We start from the raw sequence: 18391 nt of genomic DNA on the forward strand, positions 1-18391 counted from the left end.
GGTTATGTACGGGTCGCCGTACTTAATAAATTAACACGCCTTGGGATGCCTGTGAGCGAAATGGTGCGCTAACCCCAGGTGGGAAAGGGGCAATTTTACCCTCGGTACGGATTTGATCAACAAGGCCTATTAAAGACATTGATAAAAGCCCCTATAAGCGTGAGTTTGTGCAACACATAGTAACCTTAGCTCGCAACCTTCATGCGACGGTCATAGCCGAAGGCATTGAGACTGAAGACGAACTTCGGCAGTTACAAAAGCTCGGAATATTTGCCATGCAAGGCTATTTTATTGGCAGGCCGGAGTTCGAGCCCTTCCAGCTTGAAAGCTTGCAACTGCGCATCGCCGATGAGGTTGCGGTAGACAGATTTGATGCCGTTAGCAGCTTACTCGAGGACACCACGGTGATAACCAGTCAGCGCAGAGTGGCTGATATTCTTGATTACTTTAAGCAAAATAAACGCCTGCTCAGCATTCCAGTTGTCGACGAAGGTAAAGTCGTTGGCATTGTACGGCGCGGACATTTTATGGAAACTATGTCGAGCGCTTTTGGGCGCGCTTTGTTTTCAAATAAACCCGCTCAAGCGATTATGCAGCGCAATTTTCTTACCATTGACGCAGAAGCACCCTTAGAAAAAGCCAGTGCGCTATTAACCGAACACGAAGACACCATTGAGCATCAGGTCTTACTGGTCACCCGTCAGCACCAGTATGCAGGGGTTATTCCGGTGCCGAGCCTACTGCGGCGCATTACTGAGTCTAAAATTCAAAACGCGCGCTACGCCAACCCGTTAACGTTACTGCCTGGCAATGTGCCGATTAATCAGCATATCGACCAGCAAATAAGTCAGGAACATGCGTTTTGCGTACTCTATTTTGATCTGAACTATTTCAAACCTTTCAATGACGAGTATGGGTATCAACAGGGTGATGCCGTGATTCAATGGTTTGCTAGTTTGCTGGAGCGCCAATATGCCAGTTTAGGCCACTTTGTCGGGCATGTGGGCGGCGACGATTTCATTGTCGTAGTCACGGGCGATGATTACTTAGATGCCGTGCAGCAGGAACTGCGTCAACACTTTCAATGTGACGTAAAATCCTTCTATCGCGAGCAACATATAGTGGATAATTTCATGCTTGGACGTGCCCGAAATGGGCGCTATCAAAAGTTTCCATTGCTTGATTTTAGTCTCGCTGTGGTGACCGTCGCGGCAAATACCGCTGCTTCGCACCAAGACATCTCAATTGCAGCGGCAAGGCTTAAGAGCCAAGCCAAGCGAGCCAGCAATGGCGTCGCTGTATGTCACTTTGCGGACCTTATTCTCAGCCAGAACTCCGCCCAGTGCTAAGTTCGCCAACGGGAGATACATCATGTTAACGTCCATCAGTATCAGCGTAACTTTGCTTGCTTTAACCGGCTTATTGGGCACAACCACCACCGCGGCGCCACTTTCACACAGTATTCAAGTCGGAGAGCGTCCGTTGTATCTGACCGATCGCCTTGCCCCTGGCCCATTACGCGACCAGTTGCAGCAATGTGACTTGAGCAACATCTCACCGCAACCATTTTCTATCGCGCATCGCGGTGCGCCTCTGCTCTACCCGGAGCATAGCCTGGCATCCTACCTTGCCGCTATCCGCCAAGGCGCAGGCGTGGTTGAATGTGATGTCACCTTTAGCCAAGACAAACAGCTGGTTTGCCGCCACTCTCAATGTGATCTTCACCACACCACTGACATTCTTTTACGCCCAGAGTTAGCTGCCCGCTGCGATCAACCGTTCCAGCCATACAACGCTGAAACCGGTGCCGCGGCTAGCGCCCAATGTTGCACCAGCAACTTTACCCTCGATGAAATTCAGTCACTATGCGTGCGGATGGAAGGGTTCGACCCCAAAGCCAAGTCCGCCGTCGAATATATCAATGGCGGGCCAGACTGGCGAAGCCAATTACATGGTCACTGTGAACGCCCGATGTCCCACGACGAGAGTATCGCACTGATTGATAGTTATGGGCTTGCCATGGCGCCAGAGCTTAAGCAACCAGACGTCGTAATGCCTTATCGTGGTTTCAGCCAAGCTGATTACGCAAACGCGATGGTGGAAGCCTACGTAAGCGCTGACATACAGCCTGAACGAGTGTTCTTGCAGTCATTTAATTTAGCCGACATTCAGCATTGGCTGACGCATTGGCCCGACTATGCGCAGCAAGCCGTCTGGCTAGACGGCCGCAGCAGCCAGAATGGCTTTGACCCTCAAAACCCTGACACTTGGCAACCTTCCATGCAGGCGTTGGCTGATTTGGGTGTGCGCTATATCGGTCCGCCCTTATGGATGTTGGTTACCCACCAGGATGGCGTAGTAGTGCCATCGGTATATGCCGAGCAGGCCCGAGCAGCAGGCCTTGAAATTATCGCGTGGACGGTTGAGCGTTCGGGTGACTTACGCGACGGTGGCGGCTGGTATTATCAAACCATTGCCCCGATTACCGACGACGCCAGCATGGTATTGCAACTACTTGACGTACTCAAACACCAAGTGGACGTGCATGCCGTATTCTCCGATTGGCCAGCCACCACCACCTATTTCTCCCATTGCACGGCGGAATAAGCGCCGCTTACAGGGTATAACGCACGCCTAACGAAAAGGTGCGCGAATAGCGCCGCACGTCGCGGTTATAAAGGTACGCATCACCAAAATAATCGTAGAACTTGGAACCGAACACGTTGGTGGCATCAAAGCTCACAATCAAGTTATCAGTGATTTCATAGCCCATTGAGAAATCGGTAAACTGGATATCATCAGCCATGATTTCCGCTGGCATATTGGCTGCTTGGTTATAACCGGTCAGGTGAGCGTCACGATAGGTATGCGACAACCGCGCTGAAAATGGCCCCTTCTCGTACACCAGTACAGCGCTGGCTGAATGGCGCGAAACCCCCTCCATCCCAATAATTTCACCTTCGGCGTCCTCAGTTTGGGCATCAATATAGGTATAACTACCCTGCACACCGATACCGAGTAACCAATCAGGCACCGCCTGCGGAAAATATTGCAGACCGAACTCAATACCTTGCATGCTGCCGCTACCTGCATTTGTAGGCCGCGTTATATTGTAAGTCTGGCCAGCAATGGTTTCTGTTGCGGTAGTCGGAATGATCCAGTTTTCAATATCGCGGTAAAACCAAGTTGAATATACCGCCGACCCCTCACCGAAATAATATTCGGCCCCAATATCTAAATTATTCGCTTCGACGGCCTGTAAATCTGGGTTACCCCCATGCCCCTCACCCGCGCCGGACTGTCCATTTGCAGGTGCCCGCAGCACTAAAGTTGGATTTAAATCACCAAAGTTAGGTCGGGTTACCGTGCGACTTGCGTTTAAGCGTAGCTGCGTTTGCAAACCAAGTTGATAACGTAAGGTTAAGTTCGGTAACACCTCGGTCGCCGTTGTATTCACTTCCGTAGGGCTGGCAGTCTCATCGTCGATGACGTCAAACCCTGTCAGGGTGGCGTCTGTATGCACCACGCGCACCCCAAACATGCCATCGAGCATATGCCCTGCAAGCTCCGTCATCAGGTTCACTTGTCCATATACCGCCACGCTATCTTCAGTGGCGGCAAAAAACTGCGCGGGGTCATACGCTGGCTCACCACTGGTATTTGCGAAAGTATCGCGCATCAGATCTGGATTATTACGCATGAAGTAAGCTGAGGGCACAACCCAGCGCTCTGGGTAAGTAGCATCGCCGCTGAAAAAGTCACCCGGGGTGACTGTCAGTAAACCTTCGATCGCACTGACATCCACCTCGCCACACACTTCGCAGTGATGCGCGTCAGCATTATTGGAACTCGCGTCGCGGGTTTCCGCGCGAGCGCCAAACTGCCAGCTGTCTACCCAGCCAAGCGGTCTAAAGTAGTCGAAATCAACACGCCCACTCAATGCGCGCCCGCTTGCGCGATGACGGCGGTCAAAATAGGTCGCGCTAACGAAACCGCTCGGGTCATCTAAACTTAAACCTTCAATGCCCACTGCCGGTTGCCCGCCTCCATTGGGATTAAATTCGACCCACAACGCATCGCCTTGGCGCTCAATGTCGAGCGCTTGAGAGTCTGTGGTGTAGGTATTAGATTGGTAAAATAATTCGGCCTGCATATCCAGCGCGTCAGCCAACGCCCACTCACCGCCTAATCCATATTGATAGCCGTCAGTGCTTCCTCGTGACGCACTATTTGCGGTCAGGTAATTAGGGTTGGCAAGATACGCCCGTGACACCACATTAGTGCCCGCAAAATATTCATAGGGTGCTAGTAATGGCTGTGAGTCCGTGCCCATGCGCAAAAATTGCGACATCCCCGTCTCACGATAACCAATATAGGTTGCATCGACATAGTACGATGAGGTTTCTGTTGGCGCCCATTCCAACACCATATTCAAGGTGGGTCGACGACGGTCGCCTTGATTGTCAATCGCACCAATTGCATCGCGCACCAAGCTATAGCTCATATCATCAGTCGCAAGCACTTCGCCGGGCGTGCTATCAAGGCGATTTCCGTCACTATCATGGGGAAATATAGCGCCACCCCAGATAATTTGGTCGCGATAGTTGGAGCGAATAAAAGAACCGCTGACCAATGCGCCCATGTCGCCCCAGCCTGTTTGCCAGCGCTGACTCAGCAGTAAACTTAAATTTGGGTCCGTCTGTTGGGATTGGTCGCTATAAGTGGCTTTGCCTGTTACCGTGACTTGACTGCCTTCAAAATCAAGCGGCCGCCGAGTTTGGATATCAATCGCCCCCCCCAATGCCACCTTCAACCATATCCGCCGAGGCCGTTTTGAAAACATCCATACTTGCCACCATAGTGGCGGGTATATCTTGCATCGCGAACCCTCGCCCAGATGATGAGAAAACTTGGCGCCCGTTAATCGTGGTCACAACATGGCCTAACCCACGAATAGATAACCCCGCCAGTTCGCCCGCCGAACGCGTGCCAACTTGCACACCGGGTACATATTGCAAAGCTTCGACCACATTGTTATTGGGCAACTTGCCAATATCTTCCGCCACAATGGAGTCGACAAGCTGAATACTGTCGCGCTTACGGGCTAAAGCAGATGACATGCTTTGCTGCGAACCACGCACCCGCATGACCTCATCAATCTCGATCGCTTCTTCGTCGGCACTAGTCGCACTTGTGATCTCAGGGTCTGCGGCCGCGCCACCCAGCATAAGCAGCCATACAGCCGCGGAGTTGGTTAATATGTACATGAGTAAAGTCCTGCGCTCCCCCGTTTCGCGTGCGTGGGGAGAAGCTTAGAAGGTCAATATAAGTATGTTGAAGCCTATGCAGCGGGGGGAATTTGTGGAACGGGTTTACGCATTTCTTACAGTGCCGAAATATCTATTTTGTGTGATTGATTTTTAAACAAGTCAGGTATTAAATTAGTAACACTTAAACTATTTGTTCACGGAGTGACCATGTTTAGTTTTGCCCGCAAACCAGCCGTTGTGCCTGAGCCAGTATCTAATTTCGCTAGCCAATCCGATTACATTGCAGCAATCAAAGCCCACGTGGCTTACATTGAGTTTTTACCCGATGGCGAAATCGTAGACCTCAATCCGTTACTCGCCAGTGTCACTGGACACTAGGTTAGCGAGCTATTAGGCCAACATCATAAAGTATTATGCAGCCCCTCTTATGCCCAGTCTAAACTCTACCCGCAGTGCGATAAGCACTTTTATCAACAAAATCCGGACTTTTGGCGTCAACTTGGCAGTGGCGAGTACCGTGACGGCCGTTTTCAGCGATTCACCAAAAACCAGCAGCCAGTGTGGCTTGAGGCCACTTACAACCCCATTTTAGATAATGACGGCAACGTTGTGAAAGTACTTAAACTCGCCACCGATATTAGCCACCGTGTCTCAGCTGTGCGCGCCATTAGCGAAAACGTCGATAGTACCTGTCAAGACGCAACGGCGCTGGCCACCACCTCTCAAGGGCAACTGCGTCAAACTCAGCAAGCAGGCCAAGCCTTATCGGGCACCATTAGCTCAGTCGGTGATTTAGGAGGCCAGTTAAACACCCAATCAAAAGACATTGTGACCATCGTTACGACCATCAATGCCATTGCTGAACAGACCAATCTGCTCGCCTTAAATGCAGCGATTGAAGCCGCCCGCGCCGGCGAATCGGGTCGTGGCTTTGCGGTAGTTGCCGATGAAGTCCGTACTCTGGCACGCAGAACAACTGACGCTACCTCAAAAATCGAAGGGGTGGTATCCCAAAATGCAGCTCTGATTAGCAACATTGTGACCACGGTCGGCAACGTCGCGGCGTCATCCGAGCAAAGCATGGCCAACATGGAAGAAACTGTGCAAAGTTTTGACCGCTTGAACCAAGCTGTTGACGAGATGCGCCAGCAAATGAATAAGTTGCACAAACTACTTCAGTGACACCCGCTGCATAACGACTCGGCTTTTAGGCAGCGCCGGAATTTGACTGAAGCTGTAGCTTAAGTCTTGTTCTGGTAATTGGTAATCTAATTCATGGCGCAGAAAATCGATGGTCTGCGCCAAAATGATTTGCGTGACCCACTCTCCGGCACAACGATGGCCCTGGTCATAATCACCACCGCCCTGAGCAAGAAAGTTAAAGGAACTGGTCTTTTCTGACAAGTAACGCTGTGGGTTAAACTGGTGTGGCTGGTGCCACTCGTCGGGGTGGTGATGGGTGCCGTAAATATCTAACAGAGTCAGTGTGTCTTGCGCAAACAGCATCTCATTCCAACTGAAATTATGTCGCACTTTAGCTACCGTGAACGGAAAGAACGGATAATAACGACGCACTTCCTGACCAAACCGTTGGGTGGCATGGCTTTCGCCGTGCTGTAACGTGGCTGCGGCCTGTGGATATTGGTGTAATGCGCTGGCTGCGAAGGCCATCCATACCGCATTGGCCACAGTAGGACGCAGTAAGTTCAATACTTCCACCGCGACCACCTGATCCGATAACAACTCCCCTTCAAGGTCGCGATGCCAGCAAAATTGAAATAGGGGTGTGTGCGCTGGCACGGTCAGTGACGAGTCTCGTACTTGCCTAACAATACCTGCAATCCATTGCTCGGCATGAGAGCGCGCACGCCACCCTTTGAAGTGCGACAGACCAACCTCGCCGGCCAGTTCGTACATCTGACTCAGTTGCTCAGTGCGCGTCTCAACTTCTTCAGCAGCCAGCGGCACTCCAACCCATTTGCACGCAACTTGGGTTAGCACTTGTTTCGCTTGCTGATACCAAATAACTTGCGCCTCGGTTGCCCAGCCTTGGGCATTAAAGCGCAGCTGTTCACGCATCAATTGGCTTAATTGGGCTTCCGCATCTGGCGTAAACAGCCCCATAAATAATGCTTTGCGATGCCGGTGTGCTGCATCGTCTAAACCTTGTACTCCCCCTTCACCAAACAGCGTTTTACGCACTGGTAACGGCGCTACACCTTGACGATAAAATTTATCCGTATCGTAAAAAAGTGCCGCAGCTTGATGCCCCCGCAAGCAATAGGCTCGCTGCGCCAATAAACGGGTTTCAAACACATTGGTGCGCAAGTCATCAGCACTTTGACTAATAAACAAATAGCCTTCTCGCAACAACGCTGCGCTATGGTCTAAACCAGATTGCTTCGGCATTTGATTCTTTTGGTACATATATTCGCTCCTTCCAATCTTGCATCAGCTTTACAATTCATTACATTGCAGATAGTCAAATTTGTTGTATTCCTAATAAGTAGATGTGCTTCAACTTGGAGACTCGGTATGCAATTCATCAATTTTCTACGTGTGTTACGAGGCTTCGCTGGACTTTGCCTGGTGCTTGCCGCCGTCGCTATTGTCGTTCAGCTTCTCAATAACTTCTGGCACTTTGACTTCCTGATGCCCTCAACCGCTGCCATCACTATGCTTGCATTCATGCACATTGCGTTTTGGCTGTGGGCCTTTATTGGGCTGCGCCGCATTATCCACAGTGTGCACGAACAAACTTTTGGCCACCCTCACCCGCGGTTGCGAAAGCCTTGGCACCTGTGAATGAGTGTGGTTATGGCTCTGATGACGTCATGTCCAGACACGCGGTAATGTCATCCTTCACCCGGTTGAGCTGCCTTGTAACTTCATGACCACCGGTCAGAAAGACGATCTCCTGGCTACACAAGTCAATTAAACGTCGCTCAGCCCTGCGAATACGAAAGCCAGCTAAGTGCTGCGGCCATGGCATCATCTTTAACTGCCCGGTCGACAATTGACATGGCGCACCACCTAAGTAGCGCGTCGCATCTTGTAGCAATTCAATATGCTGTTGATGGGCTTTAATCAATTCATGCAGCATCTGGCGTAATTGCCGATCTTGAATTTTGTCCAGCACCTGTTCACAGCGACCTTGGTTTTGCCAGCTCAAGCGCATCACGCGATTCAACCCTTTCACCATGTGTTGGTTGTTGATTGTATGGGTTAATTCCATGCATCCTCCTCCACCAGAATCAGCTCAAGCGCGCACCACTAGGTGAGCGCCTAAGCTGTGTTCATGGTGTTCCGTTGGTTATTTAAAGTGCTTGTTCCATAATTTCTTAGCCCGTTGGGGGTGGCGTTTGTGCACCACGCAAGCGGTCACCGCAGCGGCGCCCGCAGCGACTAAGCCTAGTGTGAGCATGGGGTGTAAACGCGCTTTGGTGTAAGGGCTATGCCGCATGCCGTGGCGCTTGCCATCCAAATAGACATCGCCATCCTCGCCGGGAGAAAATAAATTATCGCCGTCACTGACTTTCTCGCCCGTTTGCTGCGCATTGGGTAAGACCCAGCCAATAAACTTACTCCAAGCAGACGGGAACGCGGCCCACGCCATTACGTTCGCTTTGCCTGATTCACCGATAGTGACGTCTCGTACTTTTTTCTGTGCGGCGGTCAAGATAGCGTCGGCGACGAGCTCAGTGTCATACAGTGGAGGCATCACCTTGCCCTCTTCGCCGGTATGGCTGCGAGCATGCTCGGAAATCGGGGTCGCAATACCCGATGGCATAATAACGGTGACTGCAACGGGCGCTTTAGCATGGGATAATTCCATGCGCAGTACATCGGAGTAGGCTTTTACCGCAGCCTTGCTCGCTGAGTAAGCGCCGATAATAGGCACTGGCATTTGCGCGTTAATTGACGCCACATTAATAATGACACCGCCGTCCTGGTGTTCACGAAAATGTTGCTGTGCCTGCTGGGAGCCATAGACAACACCCCAATAATTGGTTTGAAAAATGCGTTCATGGTCTTCGCTGGGTAAGTCTTCCAGCTCAGAATAAACCACCACGCCAGCATTGTTCACCCAAGTATCGAAACGGCCGAAGGCGTCAACTGCCTGCTTAGCGACGCGCTTCATATCGTCTTCGACGCCTACATCCGCTACCACATAGATGGCATGGTCACCCTGCTCATTGAGTTCCTCGCAGATGCGTTTTAGGGCGTCCTCATTACGCGCAACTAAAACCACTTTGGCACCCTGTGCCACTGCTTTTTGCGCTGTGCATAGCCCGATACCAGAGGTCGCTCCGGTAATGACAATGACCTGTTGGTCGAGTTTTTTATAATGGTGCTTGTTCATGCTTGCCTCCTTCGTTCATGGTCGTTAGTGCGCAACATTACGCTGCGCACTTTGGTCGTGATCGTACGGAAGTGCTTGCGGTCGGGGGCTAACCCCCGTTTGCCCTGACGGACGAATGGTGGACATCAATGTTGTGCTCGGTAAGCCACATTTCGAGTAACGTAACCTGCCATAATCGCGATCCGAAAGGGCCATTAAAGTCACCTGGGTTATCCAGCATGCGATCAATGTACTGCATGTCAAAAATACCGCGTTCACGGGCATGTGGACGATTGAATACTTCGCGTGCCAGCGCCAAATACTCACCCTGCATATTGCGAAGGGCAGGTACCGGAAAATACCCTTTAGGCCGGTCAATCACAGCGCTTGGAATAATCTCGCGGGCAACTTCTTTAAGCAGGTACTTGCCCCCGTCCTTAAGCTTTAACTCGGCAGGCATCTGCGCCGCTAGCTCGACAAGCTCGTGGTCTAAAAACGGGACTCGCGCTTCCAGCCCAAAAGCCATCGTCATGTTATCAACGCGTTTGACTGGGTCGTCGACAACCATTGCGCAGGTATCAATATGCAGTGCTTTGTCCACTGTGGAGAGTGCGGCGCAATCGTCAAAATAAGCAGTGACGTAATCAAGCGCGTGCTGGGTGCCTCGATAACGTGGCGCCAGCACTTTGTCTAATTCAGTTTGTGACCACGAGAAGTAATGCGTGGCATAAGCTTGAGCGGCGTTTTCCGTACTAGCTTGCGCCAACGGCTGATACCAATGGTAGCCGCCGAAAACTTCATCAGCGCCCTGCCCACTTTGCACAACTTTGACGTGCTGGCTCACCTGCTTAGATAGTAAGTAAAAACCAATCACATCATGGCTGACCATAGGTTCCGACATAGCCTGTACGCATGGCGCTAAATGAGTAAGTAGCTCACAGTGCTGGGCATAAATACGATGATGGTCGGTGTTGTAATGCTGAGCAATAAGATCAGAGTACTTAAACTCATTCCCCGCTTCCTCGCCAACGTCCTCAAAACCAATCGAAAATGTGTGGATATGATGCTGACCTAATTCCGCTAACATCCCCACCACCAGTGACGAATCGACCCCACCAGAAAGCAGCACACCAACCGGCACATCGGCTTCTAAGCGCCGCTCTACACTGGTAAACAATGCATGCTTGATGCGTTCTTTCCATGCTTGTTCATCTGCACTGGTATCTATGTTGGCGTCTAGCTGCCAGTAACGTTGAATGTTCAGCTCGCCATTCGCACTTAATGTCATCCAGTGCCCAGGTTGGAGCTTATATACTTTGTCAAGTAAAGTGCCGCTACCGACGATTACGCGCATCGACATGTACTGATGAAGCCCTTGCGGGTTGACATTGGTGGGCACGAAGCCTGATTTTAATAGTGCCGGTAACGTGGAGGCAAACCAAAAGCCATGCTCATTGAAGTGGTAGTACAAAGGCTTTATCCCAAGGCGATCGCGTGCAAAAAATACCTCACCGCTGTCACGCTGCCAAATGGCAAATGCGAACATGCCACTAAAGCGTTTTACACATGACGCCTGCCATTGATAAAACGCTTTGATGATGACTTCGCTGTCGCTGGTCGAAAAGAACTCGTGTCCCAAAGACTCTAATTCTTCACGTAATTCACGGTAGTTATAAATACAGCCATTGAATACCAGAGTAAGGCCCAACTTTGGGTCATGCATCGGTTGATTGGCGTGTTGACTTAGGTCAATTACGCTGAGCCTTCGGTGACCTAAGCAAACCCGCTGGTTGCCCATAATGCCCTTCGCATCCGGCCCCCTTGGGGCGAGTGCTGTCAGCATATTTTCAACGTTTTGCAGATTCACCTCACACTGAAAGCGTACTTCCCCTGCGATTCCGCACATGGCGTCGAGCTCCTCTTAAATTAAATGTTTAGTTTCAATTAAGTGGTTTACTTCATGATTTTCGAACTTAAACACTCGAAATCTAGGAGCTTTCGATTTTTTTACAATGTAAATAAAAGATCACACCTTTACGCTTTTTTACACAAGTTAGCTTGGCGGGAATGCCGCTCTAGCACTTATGTTTAAAGGCACAGCGAGGAATGGTTAGTTTATAACCAGCTTATATATGTAAATAAATGAGGTATATGGCAGTGAATATTTGCATTTTATCCACCGATCAGGCTGTTGACGACCGCCGCTTATTGGATGCCGCGCGTCAACGCGGCCACTCCGCCAGCTTGTTAAATATGCGTGATATTAATCTGGCCTTGAGTACCCACCAGCCAACAATGTATGCCGGTGACGTCGATATTACCGAAGACTTCGATGTCGTCATTCCCCGTCTGAATGTGGGATGTTCTGACTATGGGATTAACGTGCTGCAACAATTTATTTGTAGCCAAACCTATGTCAGTGAAACCCCCGACTCGTTGCGCCTGGGCAGAGACAAATTAAAGTGTTTGCAATACCTCTTAGCCCAAGGCTTGCCCTTTCCCACCACCTGCATTGCGTTTCAACCGGAGGGCTTCAGCAGCTTGGCACAGCACACCGGATTTCCTGTCGTGGTTAAGTTAATTGATAGTACTGAAGGGGTCGGCGTATTCGTCGCACACACCGAAAAAGAGCTGGATAACCTCGCCCGCACCTTTGCTCGCTTCGGTGCCAGCTACGTGATTCAAAGCTTCATTCAAGAAGCATCGGGGGTTGATGTGCGTGCATTTGTCGTTGGCAATCAAGTCATCGCGGCCATGGAGCGCCATGCTACCGACGGTGATTTTCGCGCAAATGTCTCGCTGGGCGCAACCGCTAAGCCCTGCGAATTAACGGCGCAAGAAGAGCGCATTGTATTGGCTTCGACTCAGGCAATCGGCATTAACATCGCAGGGGTCGACCTGATACGCAGCCAGAACGGCCCTTTACTGCTTGAAATCAATGTATCACCCGACTTTACCGGCAAGCAAGGTATTGAACAGGTCACAGGGGTGGATATTGCCGGCGCAATCATCGATTTTACCGTGCAACAAACCCAGCCTTACTACGCCAATCACCGCTTGCTGCAATTGTGTTCTGACATCCAAAAGGAGTATTAATTATGTGCCGCTGGCTCGCTTATAGTGGAGACCCTATTTATCTGGATACTTTAATCACTCAACCCGACCATTCTTTGGTGCAGCAGAGCTTGAACAGCCGCCTTAACTTTAATCAGGCGGGTAAATTGCTATCCACCAACGGCGATGGGTTCGGGATTGGTTGGTATGATCAACGTGACGTGCCGGGGGTATTCAAAGACGACATCCCGGCGTGGCATGACAATAACTTAGCCAACCTATGTCATCATATTCGAGCGCATACCTTTATGGCGCATGTACGCGCCACCACGACTGGGGCAATTCAGCGTACCAACTGTCATCCGTTTAGCTATAAGAACTGGCTGTTTCAACATAATGGTCAAGTCAGCCATTTCCCGAAGATTCGCCGCGAACTGCAGTTTGCCATCGCACCTGAGCTGTTTCCGCATATTCACGGTAACACCGACAGCGAAACCTTCTTTTTGCTAGCGGTTACCTATGGGCTGATGGACAACCCCAAAACAGCGATTGAACGTATGATAGAGAAGGTACTGACAACCTTGACCCAATACGATAGCGATGGCGTACTCAATTTGTCATTGGCGATTTCAGACGGCACCCATTTGTATACCGTGCGCTTTTCACACAATGAAGCTCCTATGACGCAATTTTACTCAACCAATACGGCATGTCTGGAAGCCTTCGATAACGAGAGCCTGCCTGCGATTCCTAACGGATGTACCGTGGTAGTTTCAGAGCCACTAGACAACCGCGATAGCCATTGGCAAGCGATTGAAAACCATACATTTACTACCATCAAGCATAATCAAGTCACCACCCAGCCACTGTTTAGCTAACCCACTGAGCGTTGCACTTTATCGGTGCAACGCACCATTTTAGTCGCTCGTATTTTGCGCACCCTTCGACTGGCGACCAAAATAAATCATTAAAATCATATAGTTAATTATGGCACTCCATTTGCTGTGTGAATCTTGTTCACAACAACAAGGAGCACCCCATGATGCAACTCATTATTGCCATTATTAAGCCAGCGCGTTTGACCGATGTGCGCGATGCCCTGCACGAGGCCGGCTGCAATGGCTTAACCGTCACTGAAGTCAAAGGCTTCGGGCAGCAAAAAGGCCATCAAGAGCTTTACCGCGGCGCCAAAGTACAGGCTGAATTTTTGCCCAAATTACGCCTTGATATCGCGGTACCAAGCAACCAAACCCCAGCCATTGTCGAAGCCATTCGTGCCGCCGCAAGCACCGGCCAAACTGGTGATGGCAAAATTTTTGTGCTCGATCTTTCCCATGCGTTAAGAATTCGCACCGGCGAAACTGACGCTATTTAAAAAGGACTATAACAATGACAACCACCGAACTTGCGTTTAGCAACTTCGTCAGAAATATTGGACGTTGAACTTGCGGTACGAGAGGCTAAAGTTCTTACTTCGTCAGCGACTACGGCAAAGCCTCGCCCTTGGTCTCCTGCGCGCGCAGCTTCAATCGCCGCATTGAGTGCCAGTAAATTTGTTTGCTCAGCAATGCCGTGAATCACCGCCACGATTTCGTTAATACTTTTCGCTTGCTCCGTCAGGGAACGCGCAGCTGTCGCCGATGACTTAATTGTTTCAGCAATTCGTTGGGTGGTGCTAACCACCTTCGCAAGCTCAGCGCTACCCGAAGCAACCACGCCAGACGTGTCGCGTGATGCGCTTGCCGCCATTTGCGCCGATTCGCCTGCTCCGAAGCTTGCGCGAGCTGCTGTTGCAGAGCAACTGCCTGCTCCAACTGCTGTCGTAACGCATTAACTTCGGCTTGTTTCGTTTTGCTGAGGGTGAACATAGAGGCCCCTTAACCAGTCTATAATATTTGTTCGATGTCATTGAACATCAAACTTAACTTCATAGTACATTAGAGGATAGCTATATTGCTGTAATTTGCGACGAGATTAATACTCTTTAGTTAGTAAATTTACACTTAGCAATCATATACTTAATATTTACAACCTATTAACTACGCTAAATAAACTAAAATAATCGAGCCAATGACCATGATGACAACAAAAAAGCAACGGGGGTAATGTAATATCGCCTTTAATCGACTTTAAAGCGCCCTAATTGACGCTCTAAGCGCTCAGATTCCTTGCGCAATTGCACGCAGGCTTCTCGTGTTTGCTGTAAGTTTTCAATGCCACGCTGATTGGCTTGTTGGATGTCGGCGATATCCGCATCTAACGTCTGCATCACTGTAGTTTGCTGTTCGGTGGCCGTAGCCACAGACTGATTCACCTTGTCGATCTCATCAATGGCTTCATCCACCTCGGTCATGTGGGTGCCCGAGCGCTCTGCGCTGGTCATACATGCTTCACTCACACTTTGGCTTTGGGTAATGGTCTCAACAACCGTTTTGGTTCCGGCTTGCAGCTGCGAAATCATAGTTTCAATTTGCGCTGCTGATTCTTGCGTGCGCTGGGCTAAGCTGCGAACTTCATCAGCGACCACTGCAAACCCACGCCCTGCCTCACCAGCTCGTGCCGCTTCAATGGCGGCATTTAACGCCAGTAAGTTGGTCTGCTCCGAAACCCCTTTGATCACCGCTAGTATCTGACCTATATTTTGGGTGTTTTGATCAAGTTCGCTAATCGCTTCGCTGGATTGGGCCATGCGCTCATATAAGTCAGCGATAGCCTGGCGGTTTTCGTCCAGCGCTTGACGTCCAGCATGGGAAAATTCTGTGGCTGAACTTGCTTGCCCCGAAGCGCTCGCAGCGCTTTGCGCGATTTCGTTGGCACTGGCATTCAACTGATTCATAGCCGTCGCAACGCTATTCGTGCGCTCGCTTTGCTGGTCATACATGGACAAGGTTTGGTCGGTCACTTGCAGCATGTTACTGACATTGTCGTCGACCACCCGTGCTGCTTTGGCTACATCTCGCATCGCACGTTGAATCTTCTCAATGAACTTGTTTACATCGGCTGAGAGCTGGGCAAACTCATCATGACCGTGCAGAGGTAAACGCTGAGTTAAGTCACCTTCACCCGATGCTAAGTCACGAACAGCTGCGCTTAAGCGTCGCATAGGCGTTAACAGCACGCGTAGCAACCAAGTAAAGAGTGCGACCACCGCAGCAATACCCAGCACAGCATAGAGTAATGCCATCCATGCAAACTCGCTGACGCGTGCAAATGCTAACTGCTCATCAACGGCAATGGCTAAATACCACTCAACCCCGGCAATGCCCTGCACGGGAGCAAAGGCAACCAGGTAATCGTTGCCTTCAATCGAATAGGGTCGAAATTCGTTGTGCAGCGTAGTATCAACGCCTACATGTTCGGCCAATGGCGCTTCCACGTATTGACTATCAGGGTGGCTTAAAATGGTGCCTTCAGCATTGACTAAGAAGCCATAACCTAAGCCCATGACGTCGATACCACGAACCATGTTAGAAATCGTATCGAGCATAATATCGCCACCCACAATATGCACCAATTGCTGATTTGCATAGCTCGGTTGTACCGCCGAGATAGTCAACTCATTGGTGGTGGCATCAATGTAGGGTTCGGTAAAGGTGGCGCCACGTTGTTGTACCGCGAGCTTGTACCAAGGGCGCTCACGCGCGTCGTAGCCGGGCGGCAGTTGAATACTCGGGTCATCCAGTACAAACGTGCCGTCAGGCAACCCGACATAGACATTCTTAAAGTCGCCAGCAATTCTCGCCTGCACCAGATGAGCGGTGATGTCGTGCGCATCAACATCCAGCGCCCCATTGTCCGCCGGCAACACTTGAGCGGTGCCAGCAATAATAGCCATCTTTGCATTCAACCAAGCGGCAATATTGGCAGAAACGGAATCGACCACTGCACTGAGCTGACGATCCAGGTCGTCATGCACTTGAGCGCGCATTTGTAGAAAATTACTGAGTGAAAATGCCCCAAGCACTAACGCGGTCGACAATGAGGCGGCTAACATAACCTTGTGTGTAAACTTAAGTGACCCTAACATGCTGTGCTCTTATTATAATGTGTCGTCGTTGTACGCTAGCGCCTTGGCGTCAACGTGTTCCCCAATATGCACATTAACATTATCTAAACATCCAATAAAATGATATATCTGAACAATAATAACGAAATATCGAATGATATCTAACGAGTGTGCCGCCAGTTATGCTCCACAATGTACCCAATACAGCAACATCGAAGCCCACCTTAGAATACACCGCCGCAGAGCCCTATCAGCGTAAGCTAACCTTTGTGGCTTTAATGATCGCCACGCTTGGTTCGACGATTATTGGCGGCATTAACGTGTTTAACTTTCAGAAGTAGTTGATTGCACGACACAATATAGATATCAACTGACTGTTTTTGTATAGTACAGTAGTTATAAATCCTACAGCTCAAGCTGGACTAAAATTTTGTACTATAATCCAGCGCGGCCAGTTAGCTACCCGTTTTAGCATTCTACACCTAAAAACTGCAAAAAATGTCATAGACGGGTATGGAAAAGGGATAGTTGGTCAGACAAATACGACTGGTCATCCATGGGTTTATGTCAGTGACCTATCCTCCAATAAAACGATCCACAAGGACAATGAATTTGGACACAATAAATACCCTACGAGTATAGTAGCTTTTTTAAATAAGCTTTAATCCTAGCCCATTGTTCAATATTAATCATATAGCAGGCGTCGTCTTTTTGCTCCCCTTCCAAAACCATAACATTCTCTTTGATGGAGTGAAGAGGAATATCCAAGTGTTGCATAAGTGCACGTGATCGCCTATTGGTAGTGAAGGCTGCTGTTTTAATGGTAGTTAGTTTAAGGTTTTCATAAAAAAAATCAAAACATAGAAAAAAACACTCTATAACTGCTCTACTCCCCCAAAACTTGTGATGAACCATTATACCAAACTCACCTGTTTTAATTTTGAAATCTATCTCTTTAAACGTACATACCCCAATTACTTCTCGGTTGCTATTTTTACGAATGAGGAAGTCTATATTACACCCCTCTTTAGACGAATCAATTCTCTTCCTATATATATCTGAAAGCTTATCAATGCTGATTTGATAATAGTACCGCGCTTGCTCAGTTGTTTTTTCATCTCGATAAATTAAATGTATTAGAGGCATATCTTCTATTGCAACTGATTTGAGCTCTATAAATTTACCAGTAATTTTCTTATTTGAGAGATTCATCGGTTATTTCTCTTTAGGACCTGCGGACGTGTCGGCTTTTGCATTCTGAGGATGCGAATTTAGCACATGCAGGTTCAAATCCATACAAAAAATACTAAATTTAACTCTCGAACTTTAAAAAACCGTACTGCCCTCTCCGGCCGAAAATGGAACCACGACATTGATGTGACTTTCATTAAATTTATAGGCCCACATTATTAGAGCCACTTGTATACTAAATTGAACTATTTGATTTTAAAAAGATCACGAAAACTGTAATCATGACAGATTACTTAAGGCTCGGTGAGATTGACTGTTGTTATAGCCAACCCTCCAAGCTTTGTTTTTTAATTTAGCTAGGTTCGCGATTTGCAGACGCACATAAATCTCGTAAGCCCGGTCAATCTATTCTACACAAGAGTGTTGTGTCATGAATTATTTGTCAGATGAAAAAACGCCTCAATAGAGTTCAGGGAGTTGTAGTATGGTTATTCGATAGTGTAAGTGGCCCATTTATAGTAAGACTAT

The 18391-nt window shown here is 49.3% G+C and carries 17 protein-coding genes and 1 pseudogene; 9 read left to right on the top strand and 9 right to left on the bottom strand.

Features of this window, described 5'->3' with window-relative positions; genetic code table 11:
- Positions 1–137 precede the first annotated feature (137 nt).
- Positions 138–1349, top strand: a complete 1212-nt coding sequence (locus tag CWE07_RS07660; RefSeq protein WP_275541013.1) for a GGDEF domain-containing protein — start codon at positions 138–140, stop codon at positions 1347–1349.
- Positions 1350–1371: 22 nt separating this feature from the next.
- Positions 1372–2607 (top strand): glycerophosphodiester phosphodiesterase family protein, encoded by a 1236-nt coding sequence (locus CWE07_RS07665; protein ID WP_111569316.1) that lies wholly within the window; start codon positions 1372–1374, stop codon positions 2605–2607.
- 7 nt (positions 2608–2614) lie between these two features.
- Here CWE07_RS07665 and CWE07_RS07670 read toward each other — a convergent pair whose 3' ends face one another.
- Together CWE07_RS07670 and CWE07_RS07675 are read right to left on the bottom strand one after the other, a co-directional pair.
- The gene (locus CWE07_RS07670) at positions 2615–4843 is read right to left on the bottom strand and encodes a TonB-dependent receptor (RefSeq protein ID WP_111569317.1); all 2229 of its coding nucleotides are present in this window, start codon (positions 4841–4843) and stop codon (positions 2615–2617) included.
- Positions 4785–5267, bottom strand: coding sequence for a TonB-dependent receptor plug domain-containing protein (locus tag CWE07_RS07675; RefSeq protein ID WP_111569318.1), 483 nt, complete (start codon positions 5265–5267; stop codon positions 4785–4787). The genes CWE07_RS07670 and CWE07_RS07675 overlap by 59 nt, the downstream gene beginning before the upstream one ends.
- Before the next feature lie 210 nt (positions 5268–5477).
- Between CWE07_RS07675 and CWE07_RS14315 the strand changes: the two genes are divergently transcribed.
- Together CWE07_RS14315 and CWE07_RS07680 are read left to right on the top strand one after the other, a co-directional pair.
- Complete coding sequence (locus tag CWE07_RS14315) at positions 5478–5648, top strand: hypothetical protein (protein WP_157983241.1); 171 nt, start codon at positions 5478–5480, stop codon at positions 5646–5648.
- A gap of 279 nt (positions 5649–5927) precedes the next feature.
- Positions 5928–6452, top strand: a complete 525-nt coding sequence (locus CWE07_RS07680) for a methyl-accepting chemotaxis protein (protein WP_241974105.1) — start codon at positions 5928–5930, stop codon at positions 6450–6452.
- On the opposite strand, the gene CWE07_RS07685 is transcribed toward CWE07_RS07680, so the two are convergent.
- Positions 6441–7697 (bottom strand): cytochrome P450, encoded by a 1257-nt coding sequence (locus CWE07_RS07685; RefSeq protein ID WP_111569320.1) that lies wholly within the window; start codon positions 7695–7697, stop codon positions 6441–6443. The genes CWE07_RS07680 and CWE07_RS07685 overlap by 12 nt on opposite strands.
- 108 nt (positions 7698–7805) lie before the next feature.
- On the opposite strand from CWE07_RS07685, the gene CWE07_RS07690 reads away from it, so the two are divergent.
- Positions 7806–8075: a hypothetical protein gene (locus CWE07_RS07690; protein WP_111569321.1), complete on the top strand. Its 270-nt coding sequence runs from the start codon at positions 7806–7808 to the stop codon at positions 8073–8075.
- Positions 8076–8085: 10 nt separating this feature from the next.
- On the opposite strand, the gene CWE07_RS07695 is transcribed toward CWE07_RS07690, so the two are convergent.
- The 3 genes from CWE07_RS07695 to CWE07_RS07705 all read right to left on the bottom strand — a co-directional run bounded on the left by CWE07_RS07695 (position 8086) and on the right by CWE07_RS07705 (position 11518).
- Positions 8086–8505, bottom strand: coding sequence for a ferritin family protein (locus CWE07_RS07695; RefSeq protein WP_111569322.1), 420 nt, complete (start codon positions 8503–8505; stop codon positions 8086–8088).
- Positions 8506–8583: 78 nt separating this feature from the next.
- The gene (locus CWE07_RS07700; protein WP_111569323.1) at positions 8584–9633 is read right to left on the bottom strand and encodes an SDR family oxidoreductase; all 1050 of its coding nucleotides are present in this window, start codon (positions 9631–9633) and stop codon (positions 8584–8586) included.
- An 88-nt stretch (positions 9634–9721) separates the two neighbouring features.
- On the bottom strand, positions 9722–11518 hold the full coding sequence (locus tag CWE07_RS07705) for an N-acetylglutaminylglutamine amidotransferase (protein WP_111569324.1): 1797 nt from the start codon (positions 11516–11518) through the stop codon (positions 9722–9724).
- Between the two features lie 245 nt (positions 11519–11763).
- On the opposite strand from CWE07_RS07705, the gene CWE07_RS07710 reads away from it, so the two are divergent.
- The 3 genes from CWE07_RS07710 to CWE07_RS07720 all read left to right on the top strand — a co-directional run bounded on the left by CWE07_RS07710 (position 11764) and on the right by CWE07_RS07720 (position 14041).
- Positions 11764–12708, top strand: a complete 945-nt coding sequence (locus CWE07_RS07710) for an ATP-grasp domain-containing protein (RefSeq protein WP_241974097.1) — start codon at positions 11764–11766, stop codon at positions 12706–12708.
- Positions 12709–12710: 2 nt separating this feature from the next.
- Positions 12711–13544, top strand: coding sequence for a class II glutamine amidotransferase (locus CWE07_RS07715; protein ID WP_111569325.1), 834 nt, complete (start codon positions 12711–12713; stop codon positions 13542–13544).
- A 164-nt stretch (positions 13545–13708) separates the two neighbouring features.
- Positions 13709–14041 (top strand): P-II family nitrogen regulator, encoded by a 333-nt coding sequence (locus CWE07_RS07720; protein ID WP_111569461.1) that lies wholly within the window; start codon positions 13709–13711, stop codon positions 14039–14041.
- Between the two features lie 53 nt (positions 14042–14094).
- Here CWE07_RS07720 and CWE07_RS14585 read toward each other — a convergent pair.
- Together CWE07_RS14585 and CWE07_RS07730 are read right to left on the bottom strand one after the other, a co-directional pair.
- Positions 14095–14415 (bottom strand): annotated as a pseudogene (locus CWE07_RS14585) (methyl-accepting chemotaxis protein); the annotation flags it as partial.
- A gap of 370 nt (positions 14416–14785) precedes the next feature.
- Complete coding sequence (locus CWE07_RS07730) at positions 14786–16693, bottom strand: methyl-accepting chemotaxis protein (RefSeq protein WP_111569327.1); 1908 nt, start codon at positions 16691–16693, stop codon at positions 14786–14788.
- Between the two features lie 161 nt (positions 16694–16854).
- Here CWE07_RS07730 and CWE07_RS14325 point away from each other — a divergent pair, with 161 nt between their 5' ends.
- Complete coding sequence (locus tag CWE07_RS14325; protein ID WP_157983242.1) at positions 16855–17013, top strand: hypothetical protein; 159 nt, start codon at positions 16855–16857, stop codon at positions 17011–17013.
- A gap of 289 nt (positions 17014–17302) precedes the next feature.
- Here the strand turns inward: CWE07_RS14325 and CWE07_RS07735 are convergent, their stop codons facing one another.
- Positions 17303–17884 (bottom strand): GNAT family N-acetyltransferase, encoded by a 582-nt coding sequence (locus CWE07_RS07735; protein ID WP_111569328.1) that lies wholly within the window; start codon positions 17882–17884, stop codon positions 17303–17305.
- Between the last annotated feature and the right edge of the window lie 507 nt (positions 17885–18391).

The sequence above is a fragment of the Aliidiomarina maris genome (genome assembly GCF_003987335.1).
Taxonomy (GTDB): Bacteria; Pseudomonadota; Gammaproteobacteria; order Enterobacterales; family Alteromonadaceae; genus Aliidiomarina; species Aliidiomarina maris.

What these genes read in the sequence shown, in the direction of transcription:
- CWE07_RS07665 (WP_111569316.1), top strand. Translation starts at nt 1,372, where the DNA reads ATGTTAACGTCCATCAGTATCAGCGTAACTTTGCTTGCTTTAACCGGC.
- CWE07_RS07670 (WP_111569317.1), bottom strand. Translation starts at nt 4,843, where the DNA reads ATGTTTTCAAAACGGCCTCGGCGGATATGGTTGAAGGTGGCATTGGGG.
- CWE07_RS07675 (WP_111569318.1), bottom strand. Translation starts at nt 5,267, where the DNA reads ATGTACATATTAACCAACTCCGCGGCTGTATGGCTGCTTATGCTGGGT.
- CWE07_RS14315 (WP_157983241.1), top strand. Translation starts at nt 5,478, where the DNA reads ATGTTTAGTTTTGCCCGCAAACCAGCCGTTGTGCCTGAGCCAGTATCT.
- CWE07_RS07685 (WP_111569320.1), bottom strand. Translation starts at nt 7,697, where the DNA reads ATGTACCAAAAGAATCAAATGCCGAAGCAATCTGGTTTAGACCATAGC.
- CWE07_RS07690 (WP_111569321.1), top strand. Translation starts at nt 7,806, where the DNA reads ATGCAATTCATCAATTTTCTACGTGTGTTACGAGGCTTCGCTGGACTT.
- CWE07_RS07695 (WP_111569322.1), bottom strand. Translation starts at nt 8,505, where the DNA reads ATGGAATTAACCCATACAATCAACAACCAACACATGGTGAAAGGGTTG.
- CWE07_RS07700 (WP_111569323.1), bottom strand. Translation starts at nt 9,633, where the DNA reads ATGAACAAGCACCATTATAAAAAACTCGACCAACAGGTCATTGTCATT.
- CWE07_RS07705 (WP_111569324.1), bottom strand. Translation starts at nt 11,518, where the DNA reads ATGTGCGGAATCGCAGGGGAAGTACGCTTTCAGTGTGAGGTGAATCTG.
- CWE07_RS07710 (WP_241974097.1), top strand. Translation starts at nt 11,764, where the DNA reads ATGGCAGTGAATATTTGCATTTTATCCACCGATCAGGCTGTTGACGAC.
- CWE07_RS07715 (WP_111569325.1), top strand. Translation starts at nt 12,711, where the DNA reads ATGTGCCGCTGGCTCGCTTATAGTGGAGACCCTATTTATCTGGATACT.
- CWE07_RS07720 (WP_111569461.1), top strand. Translation starts at nt 13,709, where the DNA reads ATGCAACTCATTATTGCCATTATTAAGCCAGCGCGTTTGACCGATGTG.
- CWE07_RS07730 (WP_111569327.1), bottom strand. Translation starts at nt 16,693, where the DNA reads ATGTTAGGGTCACTTAAGTTTACACACAAGGTTATGTTAGCCGCCTCA.
- CWE07_RS14325 (WP_157983242.1), top strand. Translation starts at nt 16,855, where the DNA reads ATGCTCCACAATGTACCCAATACAGCAACATCGAAGCCCACCTTAGAA.
- CWE07_RS07735 (WP_111569328.1), bottom strand. Translation starts at nt 17,884, where the DNA reads ATGAATCTCTCAAATAAGAAAATTACTGGTAAATTTATAGAGCTCAAA.